Here is a 26586-nt window from a genome sequence, read left to right as displayed (position 1 = left end):
TCGGCGAAGATGATGTCGGGCTTGCCGGCCAGGGCGCGGGCGCAGGCGACGCGCTGCTGCTGGCCGCCGGAGAGCTGGGAGGGGCGGTGGCTGAGGCGGCCGGAGAGGCCGACGGTGTCGACGACGCGGTCGAGCCAGGCCTTGTCGACCTTGCGGCCGGCGATGTCCATCGGGAGGGTGATGTTCTCCAGGGCGGTCAGGGTGGGGAGCAGGTTGAAGGCCTGGAAGATGAAGCCGATGTGGTCGCGGCGCAGCTGGGTGAGCTGCTTGTCCTTGAGGCCGACGAGCTCGGTGTCGCCGATGGTGGAGGAGCCGGACGTGACGGTGTCCAGGCCGGCCATGCAGTGCATGAGGGTGGACTTGCCGGAGCCGGACGGGCCCATGATGGCGGTGAACTCGCCCTGGGGGAAGGTGACGCTGACGTTGTCGAGGGCGACGACGCGGGTCTCCCCCTCCCCGTAGACCTTGTTCAGGCTGGTGGCTCGGGCGGCCGCCCGCCCGGTGTGGACGGCGGTTGCGGGGAACGTCACGTGGACTCCTCGAACGGATTAACGGAATGTTTAACTCCGTGACATCATCCCAAGCTGTTCGAACGCGATGTGTATGCCGCGCGGACGGTCGGCCCCCGCCCACCCGGCGGGGTGGCGGGGGCGATCTCCTCCTCAGGTATGACGCCGGCCCCTGAGGGATCTGGTCCCGGCCGACTACTCGACCGCCACGCCGAAGGCCGCCGCCAGCCCGGCCAGACCGTTCGTCACCACCCGCCCGGACGGGCTGAACTCCCAGCCGCCGGCGCCCCGGCGGAACGCCCCGAGCAGCATCGCGGTGTCCGGCACCCCGCCGGTCGGTCCCGCCCAGGCGTCCGGACCGCCCGCGCCCGGCCCGTACGCGGCGGCGAGAGCCAGCCCGTGCACGTAGCCGAGCGGCAGCGCCGGGTGCTCCTCCTCCTCGGTGGACACGGCGACCACCACCTCCTCGACGGCGGCCGGCAGCCGGTGCAGGTCCAGCGCCAGCCGGGCCGCCCGGGTCGGCTCGCCCGGTACCGAGCGGGTCGGATGCAGCCGGACGGAACCGTCCGGGTCCTGCGGGCTGTTGAAGAACACGAAGTGCTCGTCGCTCAGCACCCGGCCGCCCGCGCACAGGAACGCGGTGACGTCCAGCTCCACCGCGTCCCCGCCGGCCGTCCGGCTCTGCCAGCTCACCGTGAGGGCGGTCTCGCCCGCCCCCTCGGGACCGCCGTTCGCGGCGGTGGTGGCGGTGGCAGCGGCGGCGCCGGCATCCCCGGACCCGCCGCCGAGCCGGCCGCGCAGACCCTGCTCGGCGAGCAGGACGACCAGCTCCGGACCGCTCACCAGCGTCAGCGGCTTGCCCTCGATGTAGCTGTACGAGCCGCGGCCGAAGCCCGCGGTGGTGACCAGGATGCCCTTGTTCGCGCCGTGGTGGCGGACGGTCGACTCCAGGTCGCGCACCGCCGTCGGCGGGACGGTCTTCTTGTAGCGCTTCGCCTGGATCACGATCTTGCCGCCGGTCACCGGGTCCAGGTCCTCCGCCACCACGTCCACCCCGACGTCGCCGCTGCGGGCCGTGGTCATCACCCGGAAGCCGCGCAGCCGGAACAGCTCGGCGATCAGGTCCTCGAACTCCAGCGGGTCCATCTCGAACAGGTCCGGCTCGTCCTCGCCGCCGTGCCCGGCCAGGATCCCGCCGACGCTCTCCGGCCGCCGGTCCGGGCGCACCTCGTCCAGCCGCTCCGGGCGCGCCGACAGCCGGCCGCCCAGGCCCTGGAAGCACTCCAACGGATCCACCCGGTCCAGTGCCAGGCCGGCGAAGCCGGCCCGGGTCGCGGTCAGGGTGGACAGGAAGCGCTCGGCCTCCCGGCCGGTCGCCGGGTCGATGCCGAGGACGAAGCCGTTCAGCACCACCGAGTCCAGCAGCCCGTCCCGGTCCGCCCGGAACAGCTCCGCCGCCACCCGCAGTGCCGACTGCGCCAGCACCTGCCGGTACAGCGCCTTGCGCTCCGTCGCCGGGCGGGCCACCTCGGCCTCGCGGTCGTCCGACTTCACGTACCGCACCCGGGCGGCGGCCGGCACCACGTCCGGCCCGGGCAGCTCCCAGTCCACCACCAACTGGCGGCTCCCGGCGTCGAACGCCGCCACCAGCCGGTGCGGGAAGCCCTCCGGCCAGGCCGCCGAGGCGTACAGGCCCGCGGTGAAGTACTCCTGCACCGCCTCCGGCTCACCCGCCCGCAGCCGGCGCAGCAACTCCTCGGTCCGCGCGGCCAGCTCCTCCTGCTGCCGGCGGGACTGCTCGGCCCAGGCCAGGTACTCCTGGTGGTACCCGGCCAGCCGCTGCTGCCGGTCCGCCTCCCGGGCCTGGGCGGCGTACCAGTCCTGCTCGAACCGGGCCCGGGCCTGGGCCAGGTACTGCTCGTACTGCTGCCGCACCCCCGGGTTGCGGGCCTGGACCGGGTCCGGCGGCGGCACGAAGTACCGGGCCGAGGACTGGTCCGGCATCGGCACCGGCTCGCCCAGCGGACCAGGATCGAACGGGGGCACCGCCGGCGGCGCCAGCAGGGCCTGCGGGCCGAAGGCCGGCGCGGCCAGCCCGGCGGCCAGCAGCCCCCTCAACTCCTCGACCCGGGCGTCCAGTTCGGCCGTCCGCCGGGCCACCTCCGCCTCCCGCGACTGCTGGTGGGCGCGCAGCGCCTCGCGCTCGTCGCGGGCCGCCGCCTTCTGCGTCTCGCGCTGCTCCCGCTCCCGGCGGCGCAGTTCCGCCGCCTCGGCGCGCCACCGGGCCTCCTCCCGGCGCTGCTGCTGTCGCTGCGCCTCCGCCCAGATCGCCAGCACCCCGCTGCTCCGCCGCCCCGACACCGTCCGTCCACCCCATTCGCCTCGCGCCGACCGGCCGCCGCGGCACCGCCTCCCGGCTGCGCCGCCGACCGCGCCCGCAACAATAGAACGTGAACACCCCGCCGGGCCAAGCGCCGGTGACCTGCGGGGCTTTCGGGCGGGGCGACGGCGCCGGAGGGCGTGGCGGCCGAGGTGGCGGAAGCCGACGCGGGCCTGTCCGGCGGTGTGTCGCCGGACAGGCCCACGGGCTCCCGCGCCGTGCTGTCGCGGGGTCAGGAGGAGACGGCGTCGGCCTTCTGGATGGTCGCCCCGAGGTCGCACCAGGTGGTCGAGGTGCCGCCGGACTCGACGCGGTTGCCGTAGTGGGTGTAGTTGCCGTAGCCCGGCTTGTAACAGACGATCCGGCCGGTGAAGGCCGAGCCGACGCAGCGGATCGAGGCGCCCGCGTGGCCGCCGCTGCCGGTGAAGTAGGACGGCGCGTTGCAGCTCAACGCGGTCGTGGTGGCCGAGGCCGGGCCGGCGGCCAGGAGCAGGCCCGAGGCGGCGAGGGCGAGAGCGCCGGTGGTGGCGGCGGCACGCTGGAGAATGCGCATGGCTGTTCCCTTCCCGAGGGGGATCGTTCGTGAGGGATTCACTGACGAGGACGCTAGCCGTGCGTTTTGACGGGGTCACGTCGACCCGAGGGCCCGTCGAGCGGGGTTCGAGCGGAGGTCCGGCCGCCTCCCGCCCGCCAGGGCCCGGAGGCTCCGCGGGAGCGGCCGGCCTGTCGGTGGCACCGGGTAGTCTCGACGGCTACCGACGGCAAGGAGAGACGTGACGATCCCCCCGCAGCACCCGGAGCCCCAGGGCCGCCCCGCCGGCTGGATCTCCACCGGCCTGAGCTGGCAGGACGGCCGCGCCCTGCTCGGGGCCGTGTGCGGAGCCCGGGTGCACGAGCGCGAGGTGGCGCCGGGGGCGGAGGTCGGCTGGCTGCTGGGCGGCCCGCGCCGCTGCGTCGGGGCCTGGCTGGCGGGGGCGACGGAGCGCACGCCCTGCCCGCACCACGCGGTGATCGATCCGGCCGGCGGGGCGACCCAGTGCCCGGCGTGCCAGAGCGTGGACCGCGGCCTCGCCCTGGCCCGGGACCAGATCCTCGACGACGGCCGCACCTACCTGCTCTACCTCGCCTGGTTCGGCGAGGGTCTGCTCAAGGTCGGCCTCACCGCCGAGCAGCGCGGCGACAGCCGGCTGCTCGAACAGGGCGCGTTGGCCTACGCGTTCACCGCCCGCGGCGCCCTGCCGGCGGTCCGGCGCGCCGAACTCACCGTCGCCGCCTCGGGCCTGGCCCGCGAGCGGTACAAGTCCCGGCTCAAGACCGAGCACTGGTGGTCGCACGGGGACGCCCCGTACCGCCGTACGGTGCTCGCCGAGGCCCGTGCCCAGGCGCACCGGCTGCTGGACGGCCATGCCGTGGAGCTGCTCGCCGACCGCCCGGTGGGCGACCACGTCGAGCGCTACGGCCTGGCCGGCGGCGCCCCGGAGGTGTACCGGGAGATCGTCGGGCTGGCCGACGGCGCGGTCGTCGCGGGCCGGCTCCGGCCGCCGGTGGGCCGGCACCTCTTCCTCGACCAGGCGGACGGCTCCGGCCCGCTGCTGCTGGACACCCGGCTGCTCACCGGCTGGACGCTCGGCCCGGTCACCGGCCGCGGTTCCACGGGCCTGACCCTGCGCGAGCGACTGCGTCCGCCGGAGCCGGACACCCAGGAGGCGCTGTTCTGAGAGCGTTCGCGGAACCGTTCCGACCAGTATGGTTGCGTAATAAAACCGCAAGGGCCTGACCTCGGCCTTGCGGTTTTAATTTGCTACCACTTTGGAGGCGAAGACGAGGGGCGCGGTGCAGACCGGCGCCCGCGAGCGGGCGCCGGCCGGTCGGTCAGCCGCTGATCAGGGCCAGGAGCTGGTTCGCGAGTCCCAGCGCCGGGGCGGCCGCCTCGCCGACGCTCTGGGCCAGGCCGGCCAGCAGCAGCAGGGTGTTGCGCCGGCGGCCCGGCTCCTCGGCGGCGGGGCTGGTCAGCACCGGCAGGGCCTCGGCGAGGCTCTGCCGGTCCGCCTCGTGGAGCCGGCCGTCCCGGGCCAGCTCGGTGACCACGGCGGCGAGCCGGGCGAACAGCGCGGCGACCTCCGGCGGCAGGGCCTGGTCGGCGGCCGGGCCGTTGTTGTGCTGGATGCCGACGTTGTTGCTGCCGCCGTGGATGGTGACCCGGTCGCCGTACTGGACGTTCGGGCGCTCGTTCTCGCTCACTTGCTGACTCCCGTGTTTCCCTGGCCGCCGTAGATGTTGACGCTGTCGCCGAACTGGTACTGCCGCAGGTCCACGCTGATGCTCTGGACGACCTGCTGGAACTCGGCCTGCGGGTTCTCGATCGCGCGGGTGATGACGGCCTGCAGCTCGAACGCCGGCTGCGCGGTGTGCCAGGCCAGCACCGCGGTCGGCGGGCCCGCCGTGTCCACGGCCAGCACGTACAGGTCGGGCCGGCGCAGCACCGGCCAGGTGAAGATCAGGAAGTAGACCGCCACGAGGATCAACGCGCCGACGACCATCCCGCCGGACCCGGAGTCCGAGGACGAGCCGCCGGTGGCCTGCGAGATCACGAACACGGGCACGAAGACGACCAGGGCGAAGGCGAGCAGCCGCAGGAGCGCGCGGCGCCGGCCGGGCACGATCAGGGCGGTGCCGACCCTGGCCACGTTGGCAAGCGGGTACGCCGCCTGCCCGATCCAGAGGATGCGGTTGGTGACCGCGATCCGGGTGGTGGTCGGGGCACCGGTGGAACCGCTCGCGAAGGCCGGCGGCGGTGCGGTGGGCGGTGGCGGCCCGAACGGGGCCGGTGTCGGCGGCCCGCCGGGCGGCGGCGGAACGAACGGGAAGGAGCCGGTCTGGCCGGCCCGGGTCGAATCGGCAGGATCGGTCGGCTGCATGGCCATGTCCCCCAAGACTGTCGTGCAGGGGAGGACAATGTGCCAGCATGTTCCGGGTCTGCACAAGTTCATTGTCGTGCCCGATAACTGACATATCGTCGGTTCGTATGCCCTGCCGACTGCCGACTGCGGGCCGTCAGCTCAGCTTGCCGCGCAGCACGCCCGGGCCGGAGCGGGCCCGGCGGGACAGCGGCGGGCGGGACGGGCGGACGTCGGCGCGGGCCGGCTGCTCGGCCGCCTCCGCGGCCCGCCCGGCCAGCGCGGCCCGGGCGGCGGCCAGTGCGACCCGGGCGAGCAGCGGGTCCTCCCGGACACCGGCCGCGTGCTTGGCGCTCTGGCAGGCGGCGCACCAGACCGGCGAGGCCGGCCCGTCCGGGTACACCATCTCCTCGGGCGGCAGATAGTGCCCACCGCACTCGACGCACTCGAAGACGAACCTCATCCGACGATCACCGTCCCGGATCCGTGGCACCGACCGCAGGGCGACCAGAACGTGTGGACGCTGGGCACCATGCTTCCTTCCTCGTCCAGTTCGACCGTTGCCTCGGTCTTCTGGGTCCCCCCGGACCCGCCGCAACCGGAACAGGACTGAACCTCGGGCATATGCCGTCCTTCCGTGGCGGAGCACCACCGTAGCGCGATTCTCCGTCAGGAAGCACCGCCCGCCGGGATCCGCCACCCGTACGGGTAGCGCGAACCACCGCCGCACGCCCCGCGGCAAACGGCGTCGGCCCCCGCCTGAGCACCAGAACGGGGGCCGACCGCAGGAGGGGAGTCGTCAGCCGCGGGCGGCCCGCAGGAACTCCCGGTTCATCGCCGCGATGCTGGGCAGCGGGATGCCCTTGGGGCAGGCGGTGGCGCACTCGCCGGTGTTGGTGCAGCCGCCGAAGCCCTCGGCGTCCATGGCCGAGACCATGTTCCGCACCCGGGCGGCCCGTTCCGGCGCGCCCTGCGGCAGCACGTTGAGGTGCACCACCTTGGCGGAGGTGAAGAGCATCGCCGAGCCGTTCGGGCAGGCCGCCACACAGGCGCCGCAGCCGATGCACTCGGCGTGCTCGAAGGCGGTGTCGGCGACCTCCTTGGGGACGGGTGTGGCGTGCGCCTCGGGGGCGCTGCCGGTGGGGGCGGTGATGTAGCCGCCGGAGCCGATGATCCGGTCGAAGGCCGAGCGGTCCACCACCAGGTCCTTGACCACCGGGAAGGCCGCCGCCCGCCAGGGCTCGACGTCGATGGTGTCGCCGTCCTGGAAGTGCCGCATGTGCAGCTGACAGGTGGTGGTGCGCTCGGGTCCGTGCGCCCGGCCGTTGATGACCATGCCGCAGGCGCCGCAGATGCCCTCGCGGCAGTCGTGGTCGAAGGCGACCGGCTGGTCGCCGCGGGTGATCAGTTCTTCGTTGAGGGTGTCCAGCATCTCCAGGAAGGACATGTCCGGGCTGATCCCGCTGACCTGGTAGGTGGTCATCGAGCCGGGTGCGTCCGGGCCGGCCTGGCGCCAGATGCGCAGGGTGAGGTTCACGCGTAGCTCCGCTGGGTGGGGTGGACGTGCTCGAAGTCGAGTTCCTCGCGGTGGAGGACGGGTGCCGCGCCGGTGGCGGTGAACTCCCAGGCGGCGGCGTAGGAGAAGTCCTCGTCGCGGCGGGCGGCCTCGCCGTCGGGGGTCTGGCTCTCGGTGCGGAAGTGGCCGCCGCAGGATTCGGCGCGGTGCAGTGCGTCCAGGCACATCAGTTCGGCCAGTTCGAAGTAGTCGACGAGCCGGTTGGCCTTCTCCAGCGACTGGTTGAGTTCCTGCCCGGTGCCGGGCACCTTGATCCGGCGCCAGAACTCCTCGCGCAGCCGCGGGATCCGCTCCAGCGCCCGCCGCAGTCCGGCCTCGTCGCGGGCCATCCCGCACTCGTTCCAGAGCAGTTCGCCGAGTTCGCGGTGGAAGGAGTCCGGAGTGCGGTCGCCGTCCACCGCGAGGATCAGGTTGAGCCGGTCCTCGACCTCGGCCTCCACCTCGGCGAGCACCGGGTGGTCGGCGGGTACGGCGGGCAGCGGGTGGCGGGCCAGGTAGTCGTTGATGGTCGGCGGCAGCACGAAGTAGCCGTCGGCCAGGCCCTGCATCAGGGCGCTGGCGCCGAGCCGGTTGGCGCCGTGGTCGGAGAAGTTGGCCTCCCCGATCGCGAACAGGCCGGGGACGGTGGTCTGCAGGTCGTAGTCGACCCAGAGCCCGCCCATCGTGTAGTGGATCGCCGGGTAGATCCGCATCGGCACCCGGTACGGGTCCTCGGCGGTGATCCGCTCGTACATCTCGAAGAGGTTGCCGTACCTGGCCTCGACGGCGTCCCGGCCCATCCGGCGGATCGCGTCGGCGAAGTCCAGGTAGACGCCCTGGCCGCCGGGCCCGACGCCGCGGCCCTCGTCGCAGACGTTCTTGGCGGCCCGGGAGGCGATGTCGCGGGGCACCAGGTTGCCGAACGACGGGTAGATCCGCTCCAGGTAGTAGTCCCGCTCCTCCTCGGGGATCTCGGCCGGCGGCCGGGTGTCGCCCCGCGCCTTGGGCACCCAGATCCGGCCGTCGTTGCGCAGCGACTCGCTCATCAGGGTGAGCTTGGACTGGTGGTCGCCGGAGCGCGGGATGCAGGTCGGGTGGATCTGGGTGAAGCACGGGTTGGCGAAGTACGCGCCGCGCCGGTGCGCCCGCCAGATCGCGGTGGTGTTGGAGTTCTTGGCGTTGGTGGAGAGGTAGAACACGTTGCCGTAGCCGCCGCTGGCGAGCACCACGGCGTCCGCGGTGTAGCTGCGGATCTCGCCGGTGACGAGGTCGCGGGCGACGATGCCGCGGGCCCGGCCGTCGACCACCAGCAGGTCGAGCATCTCGGTGCGCGGGTGCAGTTCCACGTTCCCGGCGGCGATCTGCCGGGAGAGCGCCTGGTAGGCGCCGAGCAGCAGCTGCTGGCCGGTCTGGCCGCGGGCGTAGAAGGTCCGGGAGACCTGCACGCCGCCGAAGGACCGGGTGTCGAGCAGACCGCCGTACTCGCGGGCGAAGGGCACGCCTTGGGCCACGCACTGGTCGATGATCTCCACCGACACCTGGGCCAGCCGGTGCACGTTGGACTCGCGGGCGCGGAAGTCGCCGCCCTTGACGGTGTCGTAGAACAGCCGGCGGATCGAGTCGCCGTCGTTGCGGTAGTTCTTGGCCGCGTTGATGCCGCCCTGGGCGGCGATCGAGTGGGCGCGCCTGGGGGAGTCCTGGAAGCAGAACTGGACGACGTGGTAGCCCTGTTCGGCCAGGGTGGCGCCGGCCGCGCCGCCGGCCAGGCCGGTGCCGACCACGATCACGGTGTGCTTGCGCCGGTTGGCCGGGTTGACCAGCTTGGCGTCGAACCGCCGCTGGTCCCAGCGCTGTTCGATCGGGCCGGCGGGGGCCCTGGTGTCGGCGACCGGCTCGCCGAGGGTGTACTCCAGGTAGCTCATGTCAGCACTGCTCGCTTCACCACTGCTCACTTCACGACTCCGGTCATCACGGCCACGGGGACGGACAGGAACCCGGCCGTCAGCACCAGGGCCAGGCCGTTCGCGATCAGCTTGAGCGCCCGGTCGCGGCGGGCGTTGTTGGCGCCGAGGGTCTGTGCGGCGCTCCAGAACCCGTGTCGGACGTGCAGGCCGACGGCCAGCATCGCGACGACGTAGAACACGTCGACGTACCAGCGGCCGAAGGAGGCCACGATGTTCTGGTACGGGTGGCCGTGCTCGGCGGCCGGGTTCACGGTCAGCGTGGTGAGGTCCAGGACGTGCCAGACGATGAACAGCGCCAGGATCACCCCGCCCCAGCGCATGGTCCTCGTCGCGTAGCTCGCCCGGCGGCGCTTGTGCACGTACCGGCTCGGGCGGGCGGCCAGGTCGCGGCGGCTGAGCTGGTACGCGGAGACGCCGTGCAGCACCACGGCGGCCAGCAGGCCGGCCCGGGCGATCCACAGGAACCACTCGTGGCCCAGGAAGGGCTGCCCGATGGTGCGCAGCCAGGCCGCGTAGCCGTTGATGTCGTCCGGGCCGAAGAACACCTTGAGGTTCCCCAGCATGTGTGCGACCAGGTACAGCAGCATGGCCAGTCCGGTGACGGCCATGACCGCCTTCTTGCCGACGGTCGACCGCCACAGGGTCGCCAGGGTGGACGGGTGCCGGGCCGTCCGAGTCGCGGTTGTCATGGCTGCAACGGTAGGGACGGTGGGTCGGGTGCGTCCAAGACATGATGCGGCTCGTGACGATAGGCACTGACTATCGATGCGGCCTATCCTGGCCCTGTGCAGCTCCAGCAACTCCGCTACTTCCTGGCCGTCGCCGAGACCCGGCACTTCACCCGGGCCGCCGAGGCGGCACACGTCGCCCAGCCGTCGCTCTCGCAGCAGATCCGTTCGCTGGAGCGGGAGTTGGGTGCCGAACTGTTCCACCGCACCCGGGGCAACATCGCGCTGACCGACGCCGGGGACGCCCTGCTGCCGCTGGCCCGGCGCATCCTCGCGGACACCGAGAGCGCCCGGCTGGCCGTGCAGGAGACGGTCCAGCTGCGCCGCGGCCGGGTCCGGCTGGGCGCGCCGCCGAGCCTGTGCACCAGCCTGGTGCCGGACGTGCTGCGGGTCTTCCGGGACCGCTACCCGGGGGTGACGCTGGTGGTCCGGGAGGGCGGCTCGCGCGATCTGGTCGGCTGGCTGGCGGCGGGGGAGCTGGACCTCGCGCTGATCATCACCCGGCCGGGCGGGGAACAGGAGCCCGCGCCGGCGGTCACCGAACTGCTGCACGAGGAACTGGTGCTGGTCGCCGCCGAGGGGCGGGCCCGGCGCAAGGTCCGGGTGACGGAGTTGAAGGACCGGCCGCTGGTGATGTTCCGGGAGGGCTACGACGTCCGGGAGGCGACCCTGGCGGCCTGCCGGGCGGCCGGGTTCGAGCCGCGGTTCGCGGTGGAGGGCGGCGAGATGGACGCGGTGCTGGGCTTCGTCCGGGCCGGGCTCGGGCCCGCCGTCGTCCCCGGCATGGTGGCCGCCCGCTCCGGCCTCGCGGTGACCGCGTTCGCCGGGCCCGGCCTCGGCCGCACCATCGCCGTCGCGCACGGCCACGAGGTGCCGCCCACCCGCGCGGCGGAGGCCCTGCGGGAGACCCTGTTGGCGCACCTGCGCGACGCCGCACGCGACGGCGAACTGCCGCCGGGCACCCGGCTGTTGCTGCCGTGAGCCCGTCGCGAGGCGGAGGACGGGGGCCGGGGGCGGGTAGCCGGAGGACGGCCTGCCGCGCGGAGGGGGCGGGGCGCTCCCGTCAGCGGATCCGGCGGGCGACGGGCCCGCTACGCGGCGGGCGGGGTTCCGCCCGAGCGCAGCGTGAGCAGGGTGATCTCGCTCGGGGCGAAGACCCGGAAGGGCGGGCCCCAGAAGCCGGTGCCGCGGCTGGTGTAGAGCTGGGTCCGCTCCCCGTGCCGGCTCAGGCCGTGCACCACCGGCTGATCGATGCGGACGAGGAAGTTGAACGGCCAGATCTGGCCGCCGTGGGTGTGCCCGGAGACCTGCAGATCGATGCCGGCGGCAGCGGCCTGCGGGACGTACTTGGGCTGGTGGGCGACGAGCAGGACCGGCAGGGCCGGGTCCGCCCCCGCCAGTGCGCCGAGCAGGTTCGCGCGGTGTCCGGCCAGGCCGGAGGACTCCGCGGTCACGTCGTCCACGCCGGCGAGCACGAGGGCGTCCCCGCCGCGCTCCACCACCACGTGGCGGTTGTGCAGCGGCTCCCAGCCCAGGTCCGCCATCCGGTCCAGCCAGCCCTGGGCCTCGCTGCCGTACTCGTGGTTCCCCGTGACGTAGACCCTGGCCAGCCGCGACCGGATCGTCCCGAGCGGCGCGGACTGCTCCCGGCGCTGGGCGGGGGTGCCGTCGGCGATGTCGCCGGCGTGGACCACGACGTCCGCGTCGAGCGCGTTGACCGCCTCGGTGACCCGCGCCGACCAGCCCGCCCGGTCGATCGGCCCGTAGTGGGTGTCGGCCAGCACCACGACCCGGGTCCCGTCCAGACCGGCGCCGAGCCGCGGGACGCGCACGTCCACCCGCTTCACCCGGGGCACGCGCATCGCCTCGTGGTGCCCCCAGCCCAGCAGCCCGGCCGAGACCACGGCGACGGCCACGGCCACCGCCCTGGCCCGGTCGGTGCCGCCGACGTCGAGCCCGACGAGCACCAGGTTCACCGCGCCGCCCAGCACCGACCAGGTGAACAGCACCCAGATCATCCCGAGGCTGGTGTCCGCGACGCGGGCGGCCCGGTCGCTGCGCCGCCGCCCGTGGCCCGCGACCATCAGGAAGGGGAAGGAGACCAGCCAGCCGGCGAGGACGACCGTGCCGGCCAGGAGGACCGGGAACGGCCAGTCGGCGCCGGAGGCGAACAGCGTCCACCAGGGCGGCAGGCACAGGAGGACGAGGACGAGCACGAGGACCGTCAGCCGCCGGACCAGGGAACGCCGGCGCCGGGCACCCCCGCCCGGGGCCTCCGTGCCCGCGGCGGGCCGGGGGGCGGCCACGACGGTCTCCGGGCCCTCGCGGTCCGCCGACCGGTGTCCCGACTCCAACTCCATGGATTCGCCTGCTGTCACCGCGTTGCCCTCACATCCGCTGCCGTGCCCTCGATCCCCATCATCCGGCAGACCGTTGCCGCCGGGCCCATCCGGGGGCCGCCCTCGTCATCCGGTCCGTGAAACCCCGGACCGGGCCCGGGCCTCAGCCGCCGCCGTAGGTGGACTGGGTGACCGCGAAGACGTTGCGTCCGCCCGTGGTCTCCTGCAGCGACCACAGCAGGTCGGGCTCGGTGGCGTCCTCCCAGTACGAGAGGCTCTCGCCGCCGCCCACCCAGGCGAAGGTCGAGGGGCCGGCGGTCGGGGTCCAGTAGTAGAGCTTCTTCTGCCCCGAGGAGTTGAACCACCAGCGGCCGTTGTGGGAGGCCACGCCGTTGAGGTTGTACCAGGGCAGTTGGAGGGCCTGGCCGGCGGTCGTCGTCGCGGCGAACGTCGTCGCCCCGGGGGCGAAGGGGAAGCGGACGGCCCTCGGCGGGCGGTTGGGGTAGTCGACGCAGTCCGCCTGGCAGGTGTACTCCGTCATCACGATCGACTTGCTGACCCGGTCGAGGGAGATCGACGACCACACCAGTTTGGGTCCGGTGGCGGTCTGCGCGGTGACCGTGCCGATCTGGGGCAGCACGTACGCGTAGTTGTGGGCGTAGTAGACGGAGCCGGACTGGCGGCCGATCCGGTCGGCGGTGCCGCCGGTGTCGGTGTTGAGGATCTTGCGCATGTCGAAGACGCGCATGCCGCGGCCGGTGTCGGCGACGTAGAGGTAGTCGCCGTACCAGGAGACGCCGCCGGCGTGGATCGGGATGTCCTTGAAGTCCGGCGCGGCCGCGGTTCCGGTCGGCTCCACCAGGAGGATCTTGCGGTACTTGTTGGGGTAGGTGGCGTCCCAGTCGGCCAGGGTGATCCGGCTGCGCTGCTGGGCGCCGTCGCAGCCGTCCTTGGTGTACCAGCTCACCAGCACGAGCTGGTGGCCGTCGTAGTTGCCGCTGTTCGCCGTCCCCACGGCGTCCCGGCTCGTGGTGATGCCCTGGGGGAAGCTCTGGCAGTCGGAGTTGTCGCCGTCGTCGAACCGGAAGCCGGTGGACAGGCCGGCCACGGAGAAGGACGCGGGGAGCGGCTGCCGGTCGTGGTTCGCGTTCTCCATCACCGTGTGCACGGCGGAGGTCCCCAGCGTCGTGGCGAGCGCCGAGTTGAGTGTGTCGTACTGGTGGTAGTCCGAGGTGAGGGTGTAGTCGGACGCGGTCAGGGCCGTCGGCGCCGCAGCGGCCGCCGCCGGCGAGGCGCCGGCGATCGTGCCGGTGACGAGCAGTCCGGCCGCGAGCAGCGCTCGTGCCGCTGTTCTGACGTGACGGAACATCAAGGTGAGCCCTCCGTGCGAAATGGATCAACGGGGCCACACACGGTAGGGCGCGTTGAGCATGTCCGCAACACCCCGAGGAGGGCCGACGCGGACCCCGGAACAGCCGCCGGCGCGGGCAGGAGCCGACACGGCGCCCGGCCCTTCGCCCCGGCCCCGGCGCGTCCTCCCCGGGTGCGCACACGGCGAAGGCCCGGGGCTGCGGGCCCCGAGCCTTCGTGGTGCGCGCGCGGTCAGGCCGGCAGTGCGGCCTCGATCGCGGTGATCAGCTCCGGCGCCTCCGGGTCGACCGGGGGGCGCAGGCGCGCGACGACGGTGCCGTCCGGGGAGATCAGGAACTTCTCGAAGTTCCAGGAGACGTCCCCGGCCTGGCCGTCGGCGTCGGCGACCTCGGTGAGCTTGGCGTACAGCGGGTGGCGGTCCTCGCCGTTGACGTCGATCTTCTCGAACAGCGGGAAGGTCACGCCGTAGGTGGTGGAACAGAAGGTGCGGATCTCCTCGGCGCTGCCCGGCTCCTGCCCGGCGAACTGGTTGCAGGGGAAGCCCAGCACGGTGAACCCGCGCCCGGCGTACCGCTTCTGGAGCCGCTCCAGGCCCTCGTACTGCGGGGTCAGGCCGCACCGGGAGGCGACGTTGACGATGAGCAGCGCCTTGCCCTTGTGGTCGGCCAGCGAGGTGGCCGCGCCGTCGAGGGTGCGCAGCGGGATGTCGTACAGGCTCACGGGAGTGGTCCTTTCGGGGAGTCGTCGGGCCGGGCCTCTTCCGGGGCCACGGTAGCGGCCGTGACCTGATCAACCGCGGTCGGCGTGCCGGTGTTCCGGGTGCGGGGGCGCGTGGGGGCGTGCGGAGCGGCTCGTCCGCCCCCGCACGACCGGTCCGCGCGAGCGGCCGCGGGTCGAGCGCGCGTTCAGAGCGCCAGCGGCCTGATGGCCGTCGGGGCGTGCTCCGGGAGGGTGGCCGTCTCCTCGAACTCGTTGACCTTGTCGATGTCGGCGGCGGCCATCGAGATGTTGGTGACCCGCTCCAGGATCGCCTCGACCACGACCGGGACGCGGAACTCCGCGGCCAGCTTCTTGGCCTCCTCGAACGCGGGCAGCAGGCCCTGCGGCTCGGTGACCCGGATCGCCTTGCAGCCCAGGCCCTCGACGACCTTGACGTGGTCGACGCCGTAGACGCCCAGCTCCGGGGAGTTGACGTTCTCGAACTCCGGGTTGACCTGGTAGTCGATGTCGAAGTTGCGCTGCGCCTGGCGGATCAGGCCCAGGTAGGAGTTGTTCACCAGCACGTGGACGTACAGGATGCGGTGCTGGGCGCCGACCGCCAGCTCCTCGATCATGAACTGGAAGTCGTAGTCGCCGGAGAGCGCGACGACCTGGCCCCCGGGGTCGGCGGTGGCGACGCCCAGCGCGGCCGGGACGGTCCAGCCGAGCGGGCCGGCCTGGCCGCAGTTGATCCAGTGCCGCGGCCGGTAGACGTGCAGTAGCTGCGCGCCGGCGATCTGGGACAGGCCGATGGTGGTGACGTAGCGGGTCTCCGGGCCGAAGGCCCTGTTCATCTCCTCGTACACGCGCTGCGGCTTGAGGGGCACGTCGTCGAAGTGGGTGTGGCGCTGGAGCAGGGCCTTGCGCTCCTGGGTGGAGGCGGCCCAGGTGCCGCGGTCCTTGAGGGTGCCGGCGGCCCGCAGCTCGCGCGCCACCTCGACGAACAGTTCCAGCGCGACCTTGGCGTCGGAGGCGATGCCGAGGTCCGGGGCGAAGATCCGGCCGAGCTGGGTGGGCTCGATGTCGACGTGGACGAAGGTGCGGCCCGCGGTGTAGACGTCCAGGCCGCCGGTGTGGCGGTTGGCCCAGCGGTTGCCGATGCCGAGGACGAAGTCGGAGGCGAGGAAGGTCTCGTTGCCGTAGCGGTGCGAGGTCTGCAGGCCGACCATGCCGGCGTTCAGCCGGTGGTCGTCCGGGACGATGCCCCAGCCCATCAGGGTCGGGACCACCGGGACGCCGGTGAGCTCGGCGAACTCCAGCAGCAGCTCGCCGGCGTCGGCGTTGATGACGCCGCCGCCGGCGACGATCAGCGGGCGCTCGGACCGCTGGAGCAGCGCGACGGCCTTCTCGATCTGGGTGCGGTTGGCGGCCGGCTTGTAGACCGGCAGCGGCTGGTAGGCCTCCGGGTCGAAGTCGATCTCGGTGAGCTGGACGTCGATCGGCAGGTCGATCAGGACCGGGCCGGGGCGGCCGGAGCGCATCAGGTGGAAGGCCTGCTGGAACACGCCGGGGACCTGCGCGGCCTCCAGCACGGCGGGGTCCGTCGGGGCGTCAAGAGGAGTTCAACAGAATGTGGAAGCCTCGGGCGGGGTCGGCGGTGGGGTGGCGGCGGGGCGCCGGTGGGTCGGCGGCGGGGCGGGAGAACGGGCCGGGAGCAGGGCGGCGCGGCGCGGCCGGACCGGCAGGGATTCGCATGCCCGAACGGCAGTCGCGCTGGTGTACCCGGGGAACCGGACGCTCCGCGCCGGGAAGCGCAGCCGGTGTGCAGTGGCGGTGAAGGGACGGTGCCGGTCGTCGGCCCGCCCCGCCGCGCTGGGTACCGTCGGTGGCACGCCGGGCCCGTGACGTCCAACTGAGGCCGCGGCAGGGGGGTTTGGGAGCGCCGCGGAGCGGGTGAACTCCGCCGGTGGCCCCGTCCAGGACCAGCGTGCCCGGTCCGCCGCACCCGAGCGAGGGACGCACCCCCCTGGCCGCACCGACCCGACACCCGCCGCCGCGCTCTGGTCCGCCCGGACCCGCGGCCGTACCGCTGTCGCCGCCCCCGGCGCGGTCCCTTCCCCCCTTCTTCCTCGTGCTCCCCTTCTTCCTCGTGCTCCCCGCCCTTGCAACGGCGCGCCCGCTGCGGCGGGCGCGCGGAAGGAACGTCCCCATGCGCTGCTGCACCCCTGCCCGGTCCCTGGTGGTGACCGGGTGAACCCGCCGCCCCACCGGAGCGACAGCCCGCCGGGCCGCCTCCGCAAGCACGGCCCGCCGGGCCGGCCCCGCACCCCGGCCGCCGTCCTGCGCGCCGTCCCCTGGCGCCATGACCTGCCGGCCTCGCTGGTGGTGTTCCTGGTCGCCCTCCCGCTCTGCGTCGGCGTCGCCGTCGCCTCCGGCGTCCCGGCCGAACTCGGGCTGGTCACCGGGATCGTCGGCGGCCTGGTCGTCGGCCTGCTGCCCGGCAGCAGCCTCCAGGTCAGCGGCCCCGCCGCCGGACTGACCGTCCTGGTCGCCGACGCCGTCCAGCGCTTCGGCGCCGGCGCGCTCGGCCTGCTGGTGCTCGCCACCGGCCTGCTCCAGCTGGCGATGGGCGCCCTGCGGCTCGGCCGCTGGTTCCGGGCGATGTCCGCCTCGGTGGTGCACGGCATGCTGGCCGGCATCGGACTGACCCTGGTGTTCGGCCAGCTCTACGCGCTCGCCGACCGCCGCGCCCCCGCCACCGGGCCGGAGAAGATCGCCGGACTGCCCGCCCTCCTGGGCGACGTGCTGACCGCCGCGGCCAACCCGAGCGCGGTCGCCCTCGGCCTCGGCACCCTGCTGGTCCTGGTCGGCTGGAAGTACCTGCCGGAGCGCGCCGCCCGGGCCGTCCCCGCCCCGCTGGCCGCCGTCGGCCTGGCCGCCGCCGTCACCGCGGTCGCCGACCTGCCGGTGGCCCGGATCCGGGTGGCCGGACTGTTCGACGTGGTGCACCTGCCCGACCGCGAGTCGCTGACTGCTCTGGCCGGCACCGCCGGGCTCGGCACGGTCGTCGCCTTCACCCTGATCGCCTCCGCCGAGACGCTGTTCAGCGCCGCCGCCGTCGACCGGATGCACCACGGCCCGCGCACCCACTACGACCGCGAACTCACCGCCCAGGGCGTCGGCAACACCGTCTGCGGACTGCTCGGCGCGCTGCCGATGACCGCCGTGATCGTGCGCAGTGCCACCAACGTCCAGGCCGGCGCTCGCACCAAGGCCTCGCGGGTGCTGCACGGCGGCTGGCTGCTGCTGTTCACCGCGCTGCTGCCCGGCGCGCTCGGGCTGGTGCCGCTCACCGCGCTGGCCGCCGTCCTGGTGCACGCCGGCGCCAAGCTGGTGCCGCTGCGCCGGATCGTCGCGCTCTGCCGCGGGCACCTGGGCGAGGCGCTGGTGCTGGTGGTGACGGCGGCCGCGATCATCGCCACCGACCTGTTCGAGGGGGTGCTGATCGGCGTCGGCCTGGCGGTGGCCAAGTCCGCCTGGCAGACCTCGCACCTGCAGATCGCGGTGGAGGAGCAGCCGCAGCCGACCGGGGAGGCGCTGCACCGGGTGCGGCTGAGCGGCAACGCCACCTTCCTGCGGCTGCCCCGACTGCTGGACACCCTGGAGCGGCTGCCGGCGGACCGGCCGGTGGAGCTGGACTGGTCCGGGCTGCGCCACCTGGACCACGCCTGCACGGTGGCGCTGGTCTCCTGGGCCGCCCAGCACCGGGCCCGCTCCACCGCGCCGCTGGCGGTCGACCCGCCGCTGCCTGGCGTCGCCTGAGGTCAGGAGGCAGGCTCTAGCCTGGTCGCTGGTTCGGGTCGGCCCGGACCAGCGACCCGTGTCGTCCAGCACAAGGAGCGCAGAGCCGTGATCGCAGCTTTTTCGGTGACCCCGCTGGGGATCGGCGAGGACGTGGGGGAGGCGGTGGCCGCCGCCGTCCGGGTGGTGCGGGAGAGCGGTCTCCCGAACCGCACGGACGCGATGTTCACCAGCATCGAGGGGGAGTGGGACGAGGTGATGCCGGTGATCAGGGCGGCGATCGAGGCGGTGAAGGCGTACGGCAACCGGGTGAGCACGGTCATCAAGATCGACGACCGGGCCGGGGTCACCGACGGCCTCACCGCCAAGGTCGCCTCGGTCGAGCGGCACCTGGCCGCCGGGGGCCCGTCGGACCGCTGAGGGCCAGTCGGACCGTTGACGACCGACGGACCGTCAGGTGGGCTTCTCCGGAAGCTGGTTGGCTCTGGCCGGCCGATCAGACGGTCGGCGTCGGCCGGATCGCCGGCTCGGCCGCGGCGGCCGGCGGCCTGCGGGTGAGCAGTCGGTCCAGGGCGTACGGGCCCGAGCCGAGCGTCGCGATGGCCAGGAAGGCCCAGCAGAACAGCACCGAGGGCTCGCCCCCGTTCTGCAGGGGCAGCAGGGCGTGCTCCTGGTGGACGGTGAAGTAGGCGTAGGCCATCGAGCCGGAGCAGAGCAGGGCGGCCACCCTGGTGCCGGCGCCGAGCAGCACCAGGGCGCCGCCGACCAGCTGGATCAGCGCGGCCCACCAGCCGGGCCACTGGCCGAGCGGGACGGTGCCGCCGCCCTTGGCGCCGCCGAGCACGCCGAACAGCGAGGCGGCGCCGTGGCAGGCGAAGAGCAGGCCGACGACGATCCGAAAGGCCGTCAGCACGACGGGTCTGGCGGCGTCGGCGGTCTGCCGGGGGTGGTTGGGGCGGTGTGCGGGCATGCGAAACGCCTCCTGTGGGGGAAGGAGGTGGATGGGAGCGGTAAGGGTAGCCTTGGTCTAGTCCACTTGGCAATGCTCCGTCAGAGATCAGGTCTGGACCAATAGTTGCTCTTTCTTGACCGCTCGGTCCAGAAAGGGCTACTGTTCCCGGCATGGCGCGAACGAAGGAATTCGACCCGGACGCGGCGCTGCAGGCGGCCCTGGAGCTGTTCTGGCGGCGCGGCTACGAGGCGACGTCGATGGCCGACCTGGTCGAGCGGCTCGGCATCGCCCGGGCCAGCATCTACGCGACCTTCGGCAGCAAGCGCGAGCTGTACCTGCGGGCGCTGGAGCGCTACTGCGAGCAGAGCGACTCGGCACGGCTGCTCGACCTCTCCCGGCCCGGCCCGGCGCTGCCGGCGGTCAGGGCGCTGGTCCGCCGGTACGCCGTGACGGACGAGGAGGAGGGCCGGCGCGGCTGCTTCGTCACCAATACGGCGGTGGAGCTGGCCCCGCACGACCCGGCGGCGTCCCGCCGGGTGGAGGCGAGCCTCGACCGCCTGGAGACGCTGCTCACCGCCGCCCTGGCGCGGGCCGCCGCGCAGGGCGAACTGCCCGCCGGGCGGGATCCGCGGACGCTCGCCCGGATGCTGGTCGTGCTGCTGCAGGGCATCCGGGTGGTGGGCAAGACCGCCGACGGCGCGCCCCGGGCGCGGGACGCCGCCGAGCAGGCGCTGGCACTGCTGGACTGACGCCGGCCGGCCCGGGCCGGCGTCTTTTTCGGGGCTCATTCTTGACCGAACGGTCTTTATAGGGGGGAGGGTTTTACATGGCCGTCATCACTACCGGCCGGTACGGCTTCGCGCTGCTCGGTGTCGTCCAGGCAGTGCTGATCTTCACGATCATGATCCTGACCGTGCCGCTGCCGCTGGTGGCGCGGGAGTTCGGGCTCGGCCCGTCCGGGGTGCTGCTGCTCAGCGCCGCCTACGGGCTCTCCTTCAGCTCCCTGCTGCTGCTCGGCGGCCGCTTGACGGACCGCCACGGCGGCCGCCCGGTGCTCCGCGCCGGCCTGGCGCTGCTCGCCGCCGCCTCGATCGCCTGCGCCCTCGCGCCCGGCTACCCCGTCCTGCTGGCGAGCCGCTTCGTGCAGGGCGTCGGCGCCGCCCTCACCGCCCCGGCGGCGGTCGCGGTGGTCCGGGTGCTGCACCCCGAACCGGCTGCCTACCGGCGGGCGATGGCCACCTGGGGCGGTCTGTCGGTGCTCGGGGCCACCGTCGGCAGCGTGGTCTCGGGCGCGGTCGCCGCGGCGGTCTCCTGGCGCTGGCTGTTCGCGGTGCCCGTACTGGTCGCCCTGCTCGGCCTCGTCCGTTCCGCGGCCCTGCCCGCGGCCGCCCCGGTCGGCACCCGCCCGGCGCTGGACCTGCGCGGTGCCGCCCTCGCCACCGCCGGTGTCTGCGCGGCGAGTTACGCTCTGGTGGCCTCCACCGAACACGGCTGGCGCAGCCCCGGGACGTACGGCCCGCTGGTCGCCGGTGCGCTCCTGCTGTCGGCCTTCGCCGCCGCCGAACGCCGCACCGCCGACCCGCTGCTGCCGCCCGGCTTCCTCGCCGACCGGCGCCGGGCCACCGCGCTCGCGGCCGTCATGGCCACCGCCGCCGGCACCGCGCTCACCTTCGTCCTGCTGTCGCTCTACCTCCAGCAGCTGCGCGGCTGGAGCGCCGCGGCCACCTCCGCCGCCTTCCTGCCGTACGCGGCCGTCCTGCTGCTCTCCAGTCGGCTCGCCGGCCCGCTGAGCGTCCGGTACGGCCCGGTGGCGGTCACCGCCGGCGGCCTCGCCCTGGCCGCCGCCGGACTCGGCCTGCTGGCCGGGCTCGGCCCCGGCAGCGGCTACGCCCTCGGACTGCTGCCCGGACTGCTCCTGCTGCCCGCCGGCGCCGCCGCGGCCTTCGCCGGTGCGACCGTGCTCGCCACCGGCGGGGTGCCGCCCGAGCGCACCGGACTGGCCGCGGGAGTGTTCAACACGGCCATGGAACTCGGCCCCACCGCCGTACTGGCCGCCCTGATGGCGCTCGCCGCCACCCGCCCGAGCGTGGTCGGCGGCTACGCCGCGGCCTTCGCGGCGGCCGCCGTCGGGCTGGCGCTCACCGCCGTCGCGGTCGCCGCCCTGCCCCGGACCATCAGCCCCACCAGCCCCACCGCAACCGAACACGCCGACCGCATCAAGGAGTTCACCTCATGACCACGCGTTTCGCCGACAAGTCCGTCCTGGTCACCGGCGCCGGCAGCGGCATCGGCCGGGCCATCGCGCTCGCCTTCGCCCGTGAGGGCGCCCGGGTCGCGGTCGCCGGCCGCGGCGCGGGCCCGCTCGCCGGGACCGTCGAGCTGATCGAGCGGGCCGGCGGCAAGGCGGTCGCGCTCACCGGCGACGTGACGAACGCCCAGGACGCCGCCCGGCTGGTCCGGGAGGCCGTCGAGCTGTTCGGCGGCCTGGACGTCGCCGTCAACAACGCCGGAGTGTTCGGCGCCGCCGGCCCGGTCGCCGACATCGACGAGGCCGAGTGGCGGCGGGTGATCGGCGTCAACGTCACCGGAACCCTGCTCGCCATGCAGGCGCAGATCGCCCACATGCGGGCCCACGGCGGCGGCGCGATCGTCAACGTCTCGTCCAATCTCGGTGCCCACAAGCGGATCGCGGGCGTCGGCGCCTACGCCGCCAGCAAGGCCGCGGTCACCGTGCTGACCCGGGCCGCCGCCCTCGACCACATCGCCGAGGGCGTGCGGATCAACACCGTCAGCCCCGGCGCGGTGGACACCCCGATGTCCTCCCGGCCGGGCGAGGACGCCGAGGCCAAGGCCGAGCGGATGAGGGCCGAGGTCCCGGTCGGCCGGGTCGGCGCGACGGAGGAGGTGGCCGCCGCGGTGCTGTACCTGGCCTCCGACGAGGCGGGCTACACCGTCGGCAGCGACCTGGTGCTGGACGGCGGCTCCTCCGCCTGACCCGCCCCTCCGCCGGGCAGCCCTCCGCCCCTCCGCCCGGCAATCTCCTCCGCCCGACCGCCGGCCGGCTACTCGCCCAGCCACTCCCCGGGCAGCACCCCGTAGAGCGCGTCCAGCGCCTGCGGGGTGCGGGCGCGGGCCGCCACCCAGGCCTCCTCGGCCACCCCGACCAGCACCTCCGGGCCCTGGTACCAGCGGAAGTTGCGGCCGAGCGCGGGCAACTCCAGGAGACCGTCCGGCAGTTCGTCCTCCAATTCGAGGAAGTCGGTCAGCTCGTGCTCCTCCAGCAGCTTCTCCATCATCGCCATCGCCGCGGCCGCCGTGGAGAAGCGCTCCTCCCAGGGCTCCCACCGCTCCTGTGACTTGTCCGCCAGGTCGAGCCGGCCCACCGTCGGCGGGTCCTCCCGGTCGAGGGCGTCCAGCGGCACGCCCCAGTGCGCACAGCCCTGGTTCTCCGCCCGGTACACCAGCGCGCCGTCCAGCACGTGCAGCTCGTCCGGCGTCAGCAGCACGTCCTGGCTGCTGGTCAGGTCCGCCCGGCGGCCGAACAGCCGGTACGCCTCGCGCAGCGCCACCGGCAGCCGCAGGCCCAGCCGCCGCTCGGCCGCGTCCAGCTCCGCGTCCGCGAAGCCGTCGCCCGGCCCCAGGGGCTCGCCCCAGTAGGCGGCGAAGCCCCTGACGAGCGCCCAGGCACCCGCGCGGGAGCGCACACTTTCGGCCATTGCCGCCGGGATGTCGAATTCCGTTTCGTCCACCCGCGCACCGTACGCCACCCCTCCGACAACGCGGTGAACCGCTCGACAGCCCGCCCGCCGCCGGTGCGCAGCCCCTCCGCCGCCCGTCCGGGCACGACCGGCCGGATCTGACGCGAACGCGTAATCCAGGCGACACCCGTTGATCACCACGGGGTTTCCACGCCGTCGTTCGGGCAAGACACGGTTTCGGCCGGAACCGACATCACGAAAGGCGGACGCGCGAACGATGCCGACCGCACCGCACACCGGGCCCCTCCCGGGCCGCCGCTCCCCACGGGGAGGGCGCTGGGGCGAACACGGGCTCGCCTGGGCCTTCCTGCTGCCCTCCCTGGTGGTCTTCGTCCTCTTCATCGGCTACCCGCTGGGCCGGACCGTCTACCTCAGCGGGCACGCCAACGACCTCTTCGGCGCGCCCTCCCGCTACGTGGGGACGAAGCACTACACCGACCTGTTCGCCTCGGCCGACTTCGGCCGCACCCTGACGACCACGGCCCTGTTCACCCTGCTCACCGTGGTGCCCGGGGTGCTCGGCGCGCTGCTGCTGGTGCTGCTCCTGGAGAACCGGATCCGCGGCGTGCGGCTGCTGCGCTCGGCGTTCGCACTGCCCTTCGCCTTCTCGGTGGCCAGCGCCTCGGTGGTCTTCGCGGTGTTCTTCAACCCCGCCAGCGGGGTGCTCAACGGCCTGCTCTCGCACGTCGGCCTCGGCCCGGTCGGCTGGCTGACCGACTCCCGGTACGCGCTGCTCTCGGTGGCCGTCACCACGGTGTGGATGAACCTCGGCTACAACGTGCTGGTGCTCTCCGCGGGCATCGGCTCGATCCCGGGGGAGGTCCTGGAGGCGGCCCGCATCGACGGCGCCTCCGGCCTGCGGCTGGCCCGCTCGATCACCGTCCCGATGCTCGGACCGAACCTGTTCTTCCTGACCGTGGTCTCCACCGTCCACGCGCTCCAGAGCTTCGGCCAGATCCACATCCTCACCAAGGGCGGGCCGGACGGCTCCACCCGGACCCTCGTCTACTCCGTCTACGAGAAGGCCTTCGCCTACGGCTCCAGCGACTTCGGCACCGCGAGCGCCCAGGCCGTGGTGCTGCTCGTGGTCGTCCTCGCCTGCACGGCCGTCCAGTTCGGCGTCCTGGAGCGGAAGGTGCACTACGCATGACCACCCTGACCACCGAGACCGAGACCGGGGCGCAGGCCGAGGCGCCCCGCCCGCGCGCCCGCGCCCTCGCCGGCCGCTCCCCGCGCGACCTGCTCGGCCGCGCCGCCGTCCACCTGCTGCTCGCCGTCGCGGTCGTCACCGTGGCCTTCCCGGTCTACTACGCGATCGCCGGCGCCTTCATGGGCCCGTCCGAACTCTCCTCCTACCCGCCGGCCCTGGTGCCGCACTCGGTCACCGGACGGAACTTCTCCGGCGCCGTGGAGGCCATCCCGCTGGCCCGCCAGTACGCCAACTCGGCGATCGTGGCGACCGTCATCACGCTCGCCCAGCTGTTCACCTCGGTGCTCGCCGCGTACGCGTTCGTGTTCCTGCCGATGAAGGCCCGGGCCGTGGTGTTCGGGGTGTTCCTGGCCACGCTGATGGTCCCGTGGGAGGCCATCATCATCCCCAACTACCTGACGCTGTCCGGCTGGGGGCTCGGCAACACCTACTTCGGCCTGGTGCTGCCCTTCCTGGCCTCCGGCTTCGGCACCTTCATGCTGCGCCAGGCCTTCCGCCAGCTGCCCGGCGAACTGCGCGACGCGGCCCGGATCGACGGGGCCGGCCACTGGCGCTTCCTGTGGCGGATCGTCGTCCCGCTCAACAAGCCGGCCCTCGCGGCGCTGTCGATCTACGTCTTCCTGTCGGCCTGGAACCAGTACTTCTGGCCGCTGATCATCACCCGCACGGCGAACATGCAGACCCTCCAGATCGGTCTGACCTCGCTGCGCGACTCCGAGATGGCCGATCCCGGGCTGATCCTGGCCGGTGTCGTGCTCTCCCTGCTGCCCACCCTCGCCCTGGTGGTCTTCGGCCAGCGCTTCATCGTCCGCGGCCTCACCGCGGGCGCCGTCCGCTGACCGCGTGTCCCGTCCACGTCCCCCGCTTTCCCGGATAGAGAGAGAACCCTCGTGAAGAAGAGTGCGCGCGCGCTCGCGGCCCTGCTGGTGGCCGGCCTTTCCCTGACCGCCTGCAGCTCCAGCGGCTCCGGCTCCGGTTCCGGCTCCGGAGGCTCCTCCGACGCCGGAGCGCCCGGCGCCCAGGCGCTCGACCAGGCCTCCGGTGTCACCACCGTGGAGTTCTGGCACTCGATGACCGGCAAGAACGCCGACGTGCTGAACGGGCTGGTCGGCCAGTTCAACGCCGCGCACCAGGGCAAGGTCGAGGTCAAGGCGCAGTTCCAGGGCAAGTACGACGAGCTGGTCACCAAGTACAAGGCCGCCGTGCAGCAGAAGGGCACCCCCGCCCTGGCACAGGTCTACGACATCGGCACCCGGTTCATGATCGACTCCAAGCAGACCGTCCCGGCCCAGGCCTTCGCCGACAAGGACGGCTACGCGCTGGACGACCTCGACGCCAACATCCGCAACTACTACTCGGTCGGCGGCAAGCTCCAGTCGATGCCGTTCAACTCCTCGATGCCGCTGCTCTACCTGAACGCCGACGCCTTCAAGGAGGCCGGCCTCGACCCGGCGCAGGCGCCCAAGGACCTCAACGAGCTGGGCGAGCTGGCCAAGAAGCTGACGAAGAAGGACGCCGACGGCAAGACCGTCCGGTACGGCTTCGGCGCCGCCATCTACGGCTGGTTCGTGGAGCAGCTGCTCGCCGAGTCCGGCGCCATGTACTGCGACAACGACAACGGCCGCGGCAACAAGGCGGGCAAGGTCGTCTTCGACTCCGCCCAGGGCGCCCGGATCGTCCAGTGGTGGGCCGACCTGGTCAAGGGCGGCTACGCGGCCAACACCGGCCGCACCACCGACGACGCCCAGGCCGCGTTCAAGGCCGGCACGGTCGCGATGCACCTGGAGTCCACCGGCGTGCTGCGCGGCTACACCGAGGCCGCGAAGTTCGGCGTCGGCACCGCGGCCTTCCCCAAGGTCGACGCCGCCGACCAGGGCGGCCCGGTGATCGGCGGCGCCTCGCTGTGGATCAGCGGCCCCGGCCACTCGGACGCCGAGAAGCGCGCCGCCTGGGAGTTCGAGAAGTTCGTCTCCGCCCCCGAGCAGCAGGCCGTCTGGCACACCGGGACCGGCTACTTCCCGGTCAACACCAAGTCCCTGGACGACCCCAAGGACAAGGAGTGGGTGGCCAAGTACCCGCAGTTCCAGACCGCGATCGACCAGCTGAAGGCCACCAAGCCGACCCCGGCCACGGCCGGCTGCCTGCTCGGCGTGATGCCGCAGGCCCGCAAGGGCGTGGAGACCGCGATCGAGCAGACCATCGCGGGCACCAAGCCGGCCCAGCAGGCCCTGGCCGACGCCGCGAAGGAGCTCCAGCCGGCGATCGAGAGCTACAACAGCTCGGTCGGCTGAACCGCCCCGGCCGATCGCCGGAGAGGCCGCGGCCGAACCGCCGCGGTCGAACGCCGGAGCCGCCGCGGCTGACCATCGGAACCGCTGCGGCCGGACGCCGGCACGACGACGGCCCGCCCCGCGCACCGCGCG

24 protein-coding genes and 1 pseudogene are annotated in these 26586 nt (G+C 73.6%); 10 read left to right on the top strand and 15 right to left on the bottom strand.

The genetic code is table 11. The features are described 5' to 3' along the window. The 3 genes from ACWGKU_RS29940 to ACWGKU_RS29930 form a co-directional block, all read right to left on the bottom strand. On the bottom strand, nt 1–530 hold a 530-nt coding region (locus tag ACWGKU_RS29940; protein WP_452191641.1), incomplete at its 3' end, for an ABC transporter ATP-binding protein. Nucleotides 531–704: 174 nt separating this feature from the next. Then, complete coding sequence (locus tag ACWGKU_RS29935) at nt 705–2846, bottom strand: restriction endonuclease (RefSeq protein WP_452180106.1); 2142 nt, start codon at nt 2844–2846, stop codon at nt 705–707. Between the two features lie 275 nt (nt 2847–3121). Continuing rightward, complete coding sequence (locus ACWGKU_RS29930) at nt 3122–3442, bottom strand: hypothetical protein (RefSeq protein ID WP_401048610.1); 321 nt, start codon at nt 3440–3442, stop codon at nt 3122–3124. 220 nt (nt 3443–3662) lie between these two features. Between ACWGKU_RS29930 and ACWGKU_RS29925 the strand changes: the two genes are divergently transcribed. Next, a complete protein-coding gene (locus ACWGKU_RS29925; protein ID WP_452180107.1) occupies nt 3663–4607 on the top strand; it encodes a DUF2797 domain-containing protein in 945 nt (314 codons plus the stop codon). A gap of 154 nt (nt 4608–4761) precedes the next feature. Here the strand turns inward: ACWGKU_RS29925 and ACWGKU_RS29920 are convergent, their stop codons facing one another. The 6 genes from ACWGKU_RS29920 to ACWGKU_RS29895 form a co-directional block, all read right to left on the bottom strand. Further along, nucleotides 4762–5130: a hypothetical protein gene (locus ACWGKU_RS29920; RefSeq protein ID WP_401048608.1), complete on the bottom strand. Its 369-nt coding sequence runs from the start codon at nt 5128–5130 to the stop codon at nt 4762–4764. Next, complete coding sequence (locus ACWGKU_RS29915) at nt 5127–5813, bottom strand: DUF6232 family protein (protein ID WP_401048606.1); 687 nt, start codon at nt 5811–5813, stop codon at nt 5127–5129. Before ACWGKU_RS29915 ends, ACWGKU_RS29920 begins: the two co-directional genes overlap by 4 nt. Nucleotides 5814–5943: 130 nt before the next feature. After that, a complete protein-coding gene (locus ACWGKU_RS29910) occupies nt 5944–6249 on the bottom strand; it encodes a hypothetical protein (protein ID WP_401048604.1) in 306 nt (101 codons plus the stop codon). Between the two features lie 336 nt (nt 6250–6585). Further along, a complete protein-coding gene (locus tag ACWGKU_RS29905; RefSeq protein ID WP_359913819.1) occupies nt 6586–7323 on the bottom strand; it encodes a succinate dehydrogenase/fumarate reductase iron-sulfur subunit in 738 nt (245 codons plus the stop codon). After that, nucleotides 7320–9263, bottom strand: coding sequence for a fumarate reductase/succinate dehydrogenase flavoprotein subunit (locus ACWGKU_RS29900; protein WP_452180108.1), 1944 nt, complete (start codon nt 9261–9263; stop codon nt 7320–7322). The genes ACWGKU_RS29905 and ACWGKU_RS29900 overlap by 4 nt, the downstream gene beginning before the upstream one ends. 26 nt (nt 9264–9289) lie before the next feature. Next, nucleotides 9290–9994, bottom strand: coding sequence for a succinate dehydrogenase cytochrome b subunit (locus ACWGKU_RS29895; protein WP_401048602.1), 705 nt, complete (start codon nt 9992–9994; stop codon nt 9290–9292). Between the two features lie 96 nt (nt 9995–10090). Here ACWGKU_RS29895 and ACWGKU_RS29890 point away from each other — a divergent pair, with 96 nt between their 5' ends. Continuing rightward, nucleotides 10091–11014, top strand: coding sequence for a LysR family transcriptional regulator (locus tag ACWGKU_RS29890; protein WP_452180109.1), 924 nt, complete (start codon nt 10091–10093; stop codon nt 11012–11014). Between the two features lie 110 nt (nt 11015–11124). On the opposite strand, the gene ACWGKU_RS29885 is transcribed toward ACWGKU_RS29890, so the two are convergent. From ACWGKU_RS29885 to gcl, 4 genes and pseudogenes are all read right to left on the bottom strand, one after another. Beyond that, the gene (locus ACWGKU_RS29885; protein WP_401055012.1) at nt 11125–12393 is read right to left on the bottom strand and encodes a metallophosphoesterase; all 1269 of its coding nucleotides are present in this window, start codon (nt 12391–12393) and stop codon (nt 11125–11127) included. Between the two features lie 142 nt (nt 12394–12535). After that, nucleotides 12536–13741 (bottom strand): hypothetical protein, encoded by a 1206-nt coding sequence (locus ACWGKU_RS29880; RefSeq protein WP_452180110.1) that lies wholly within the window; start codon nt 13739–13741, stop codon nt 12536–12538. A gap of 233 nt (nt 13742–13974) precedes the next feature. Continuing rightward, nucleotides 13975–14463 carry a glutathione peroxidase gene (locus ACWGKU_RS29875; protein ID WP_380551748.1) on the bottom strand — a complete coding sequence of 163 codons (489 nt, stop codon included), beginning with the start codon at nt 14461–14463 and terminating at the stop codon, nt 13975–13977. A 185-nt stretch (nt 14464–14648) separates the two neighbouring features. Then, a pseudogene (gcl, locus tag ACWGKU_RS29870) lies at nt 14649–16034 on the bottom strand (glyoxylate carboligase); the annotation flags it as partial. Between the two features lie 748 nt (nt 16035–16782). Here gcl and ACWGKU_RS29865 point away from each other — a divergent pair. Together ACWGKU_RS29865 and ACWGKU_RS29860 are read left to right on the top strand one after the other, a co-directional pair. Continuing rightward, entirely contained in the window at nt 16783–18264 is a 1482-nt protein-coding gene (locus tag ACWGKU_RS29865) for a SulP family inorganic anion transporter (protein ID WP_452180117.1), read from the top strand. Nucleotides 18265–18351: 87 nt separating this feature from the next. Continuing rightward, a complete protein-coding gene (locus tag ACWGKU_RS29860; RefSeq protein ID WP_375875015.1) occupies nt 18352–18663 on the top strand; it encodes an MTH1187 family thiamine-binding protein in 312 nt (103 codons plus the stop codon). Nucleotides 18664–18739: 76 nt separating this feature from the next. On the opposite strand, the gene ACWGKU_RS29855 is transcribed toward ACWGKU_RS29860, so the two are convergent. After that, nucleotides 18740–19213 (bottom strand): DoxX family protein, encoded by a 474-nt coding sequence (locus tag ACWGKU_RS29855; protein ID WP_452180111.1) that lies wholly within the window; start codon nt 19211–19213, stop codon nt 18740–18742. Nucleotides 19214–19365: 152 nt separating this feature from the next. Here ACWGKU_RS29855 and ACWGKU_RS29850 point away from each other — a divergent pair, with 152 nt between their 5' ends. From ACWGKU_RS29850 to ACWGKU_RS29840, 3 genes are all read left to right on the top strand, one after another. Next, nucleotides 19366–19944, top strand: coding sequence for a TetR/AcrR family transcriptional regulator (locus ACWGKU_RS29850; protein ID WP_452180112.1), 579 nt, complete (start codon nt 19366–19368; stop codon nt 19942–19944). A gap of 77 nt (nt 19945–20021) precedes the next feature. Next, nucleotides 20022–21431: an MFS transporter gene (locus ACWGKU_RS29845; protein ID WP_452180113.1), complete on the top strand. Its 1410-nt coding sequence runs from the start codon at nt 20022–20024 to the stop codon at nt 21429–21431. Then, the gene (locus tag ACWGKU_RS29840; RefSeq protein ID WP_452180114.1) at nt 21428–22189 is read left to right on the top strand and encodes an SDR family NAD(P)-dependent oxidoreductase; all 762 of its coding nucleotides are present in this window, start codon (nt 21428–21430) and stop codon (nt 22187–22189) included. The genes ACWGKU_RS29845 and ACWGKU_RS29840 overlap by 4 nt, the downstream gene beginning before the upstream one ends. A 68-nt stretch (nt 22190–22257) precedes the next feature. Here the strand turns inward: ACWGKU_RS29840 and ACWGKU_RS29835 are convergent, their stop codons facing one another. Further along, nucleotides 22258–22944: an SMI1/KNR4 family protein gene (locus ACWGKU_RS29835; protein ID WP_401051573.1), complete on the bottom strand. Its 687-nt coding sequence runs from the start codon at nt 22942–22944 to the stop codon at nt 22258–22260. 226 nt (nt 22945–23170) lie between these two features. On the opposite strand from ACWGKU_RS29835, the gene ACWGKU_RS29830 reads away from it, so the two are divergent. From ACWGKU_RS29830 to ACWGKU_RS29820, 3 genes are read left to right on the top strand one after another with little or no spacing between them, the layout of a single operon-like run. Beyond that, nucleotides 23171–24103 carry a carbohydrate ABC transporter permease gene (locus ACWGKU_RS29830; protein ID WP_401051576.1) on the top strand — a complete coding sequence of 311 codons (933 nt, stop codon included), beginning with the start codon at nt 23171–23173 and terminating at the stop codon, nt 24101–24103. Next, nucleotides 24100–25002 (top strand): carbohydrate ABC transporter permease, encoded by a 903-nt coding sequence (locus ACWGKU_RS29825; RefSeq protein ID WP_452180115.1) that lies wholly within the window; start codon nt 24100–24102, stop codon nt 25000–25002. The genes ACWGKU_RS29830 and ACWGKU_RS29825 overlap by 4 nt, the downstream gene beginning before the upstream one ends. 51 nt (nt 25003–25053) lie before the next feature. Then, nucleotides 25054–26454 carry an ABC transporter substrate-binding protein gene (locus tag ACWGKU_RS29820; RefSeq protein ID WP_452180116.1) on the top strand — a complete coding sequence of 467 codons (1401 nt, stop codon included), beginning with the start codon at nt 25054–25056 and terminating at the stop codon, nt 26452–26454. The last annotated feature ends 132 nt before the right edge of the window (nt 26455–26586 follow it).

It is taken from the genome of Kitasatospora sp. NPDC054768, assembly GCF_053612025.1.
The sequence above is the reverse complement of the archived record's forward strand: the minus strand, read 5'-3'. Positions and strand labels throughout refer to the sequence as shown.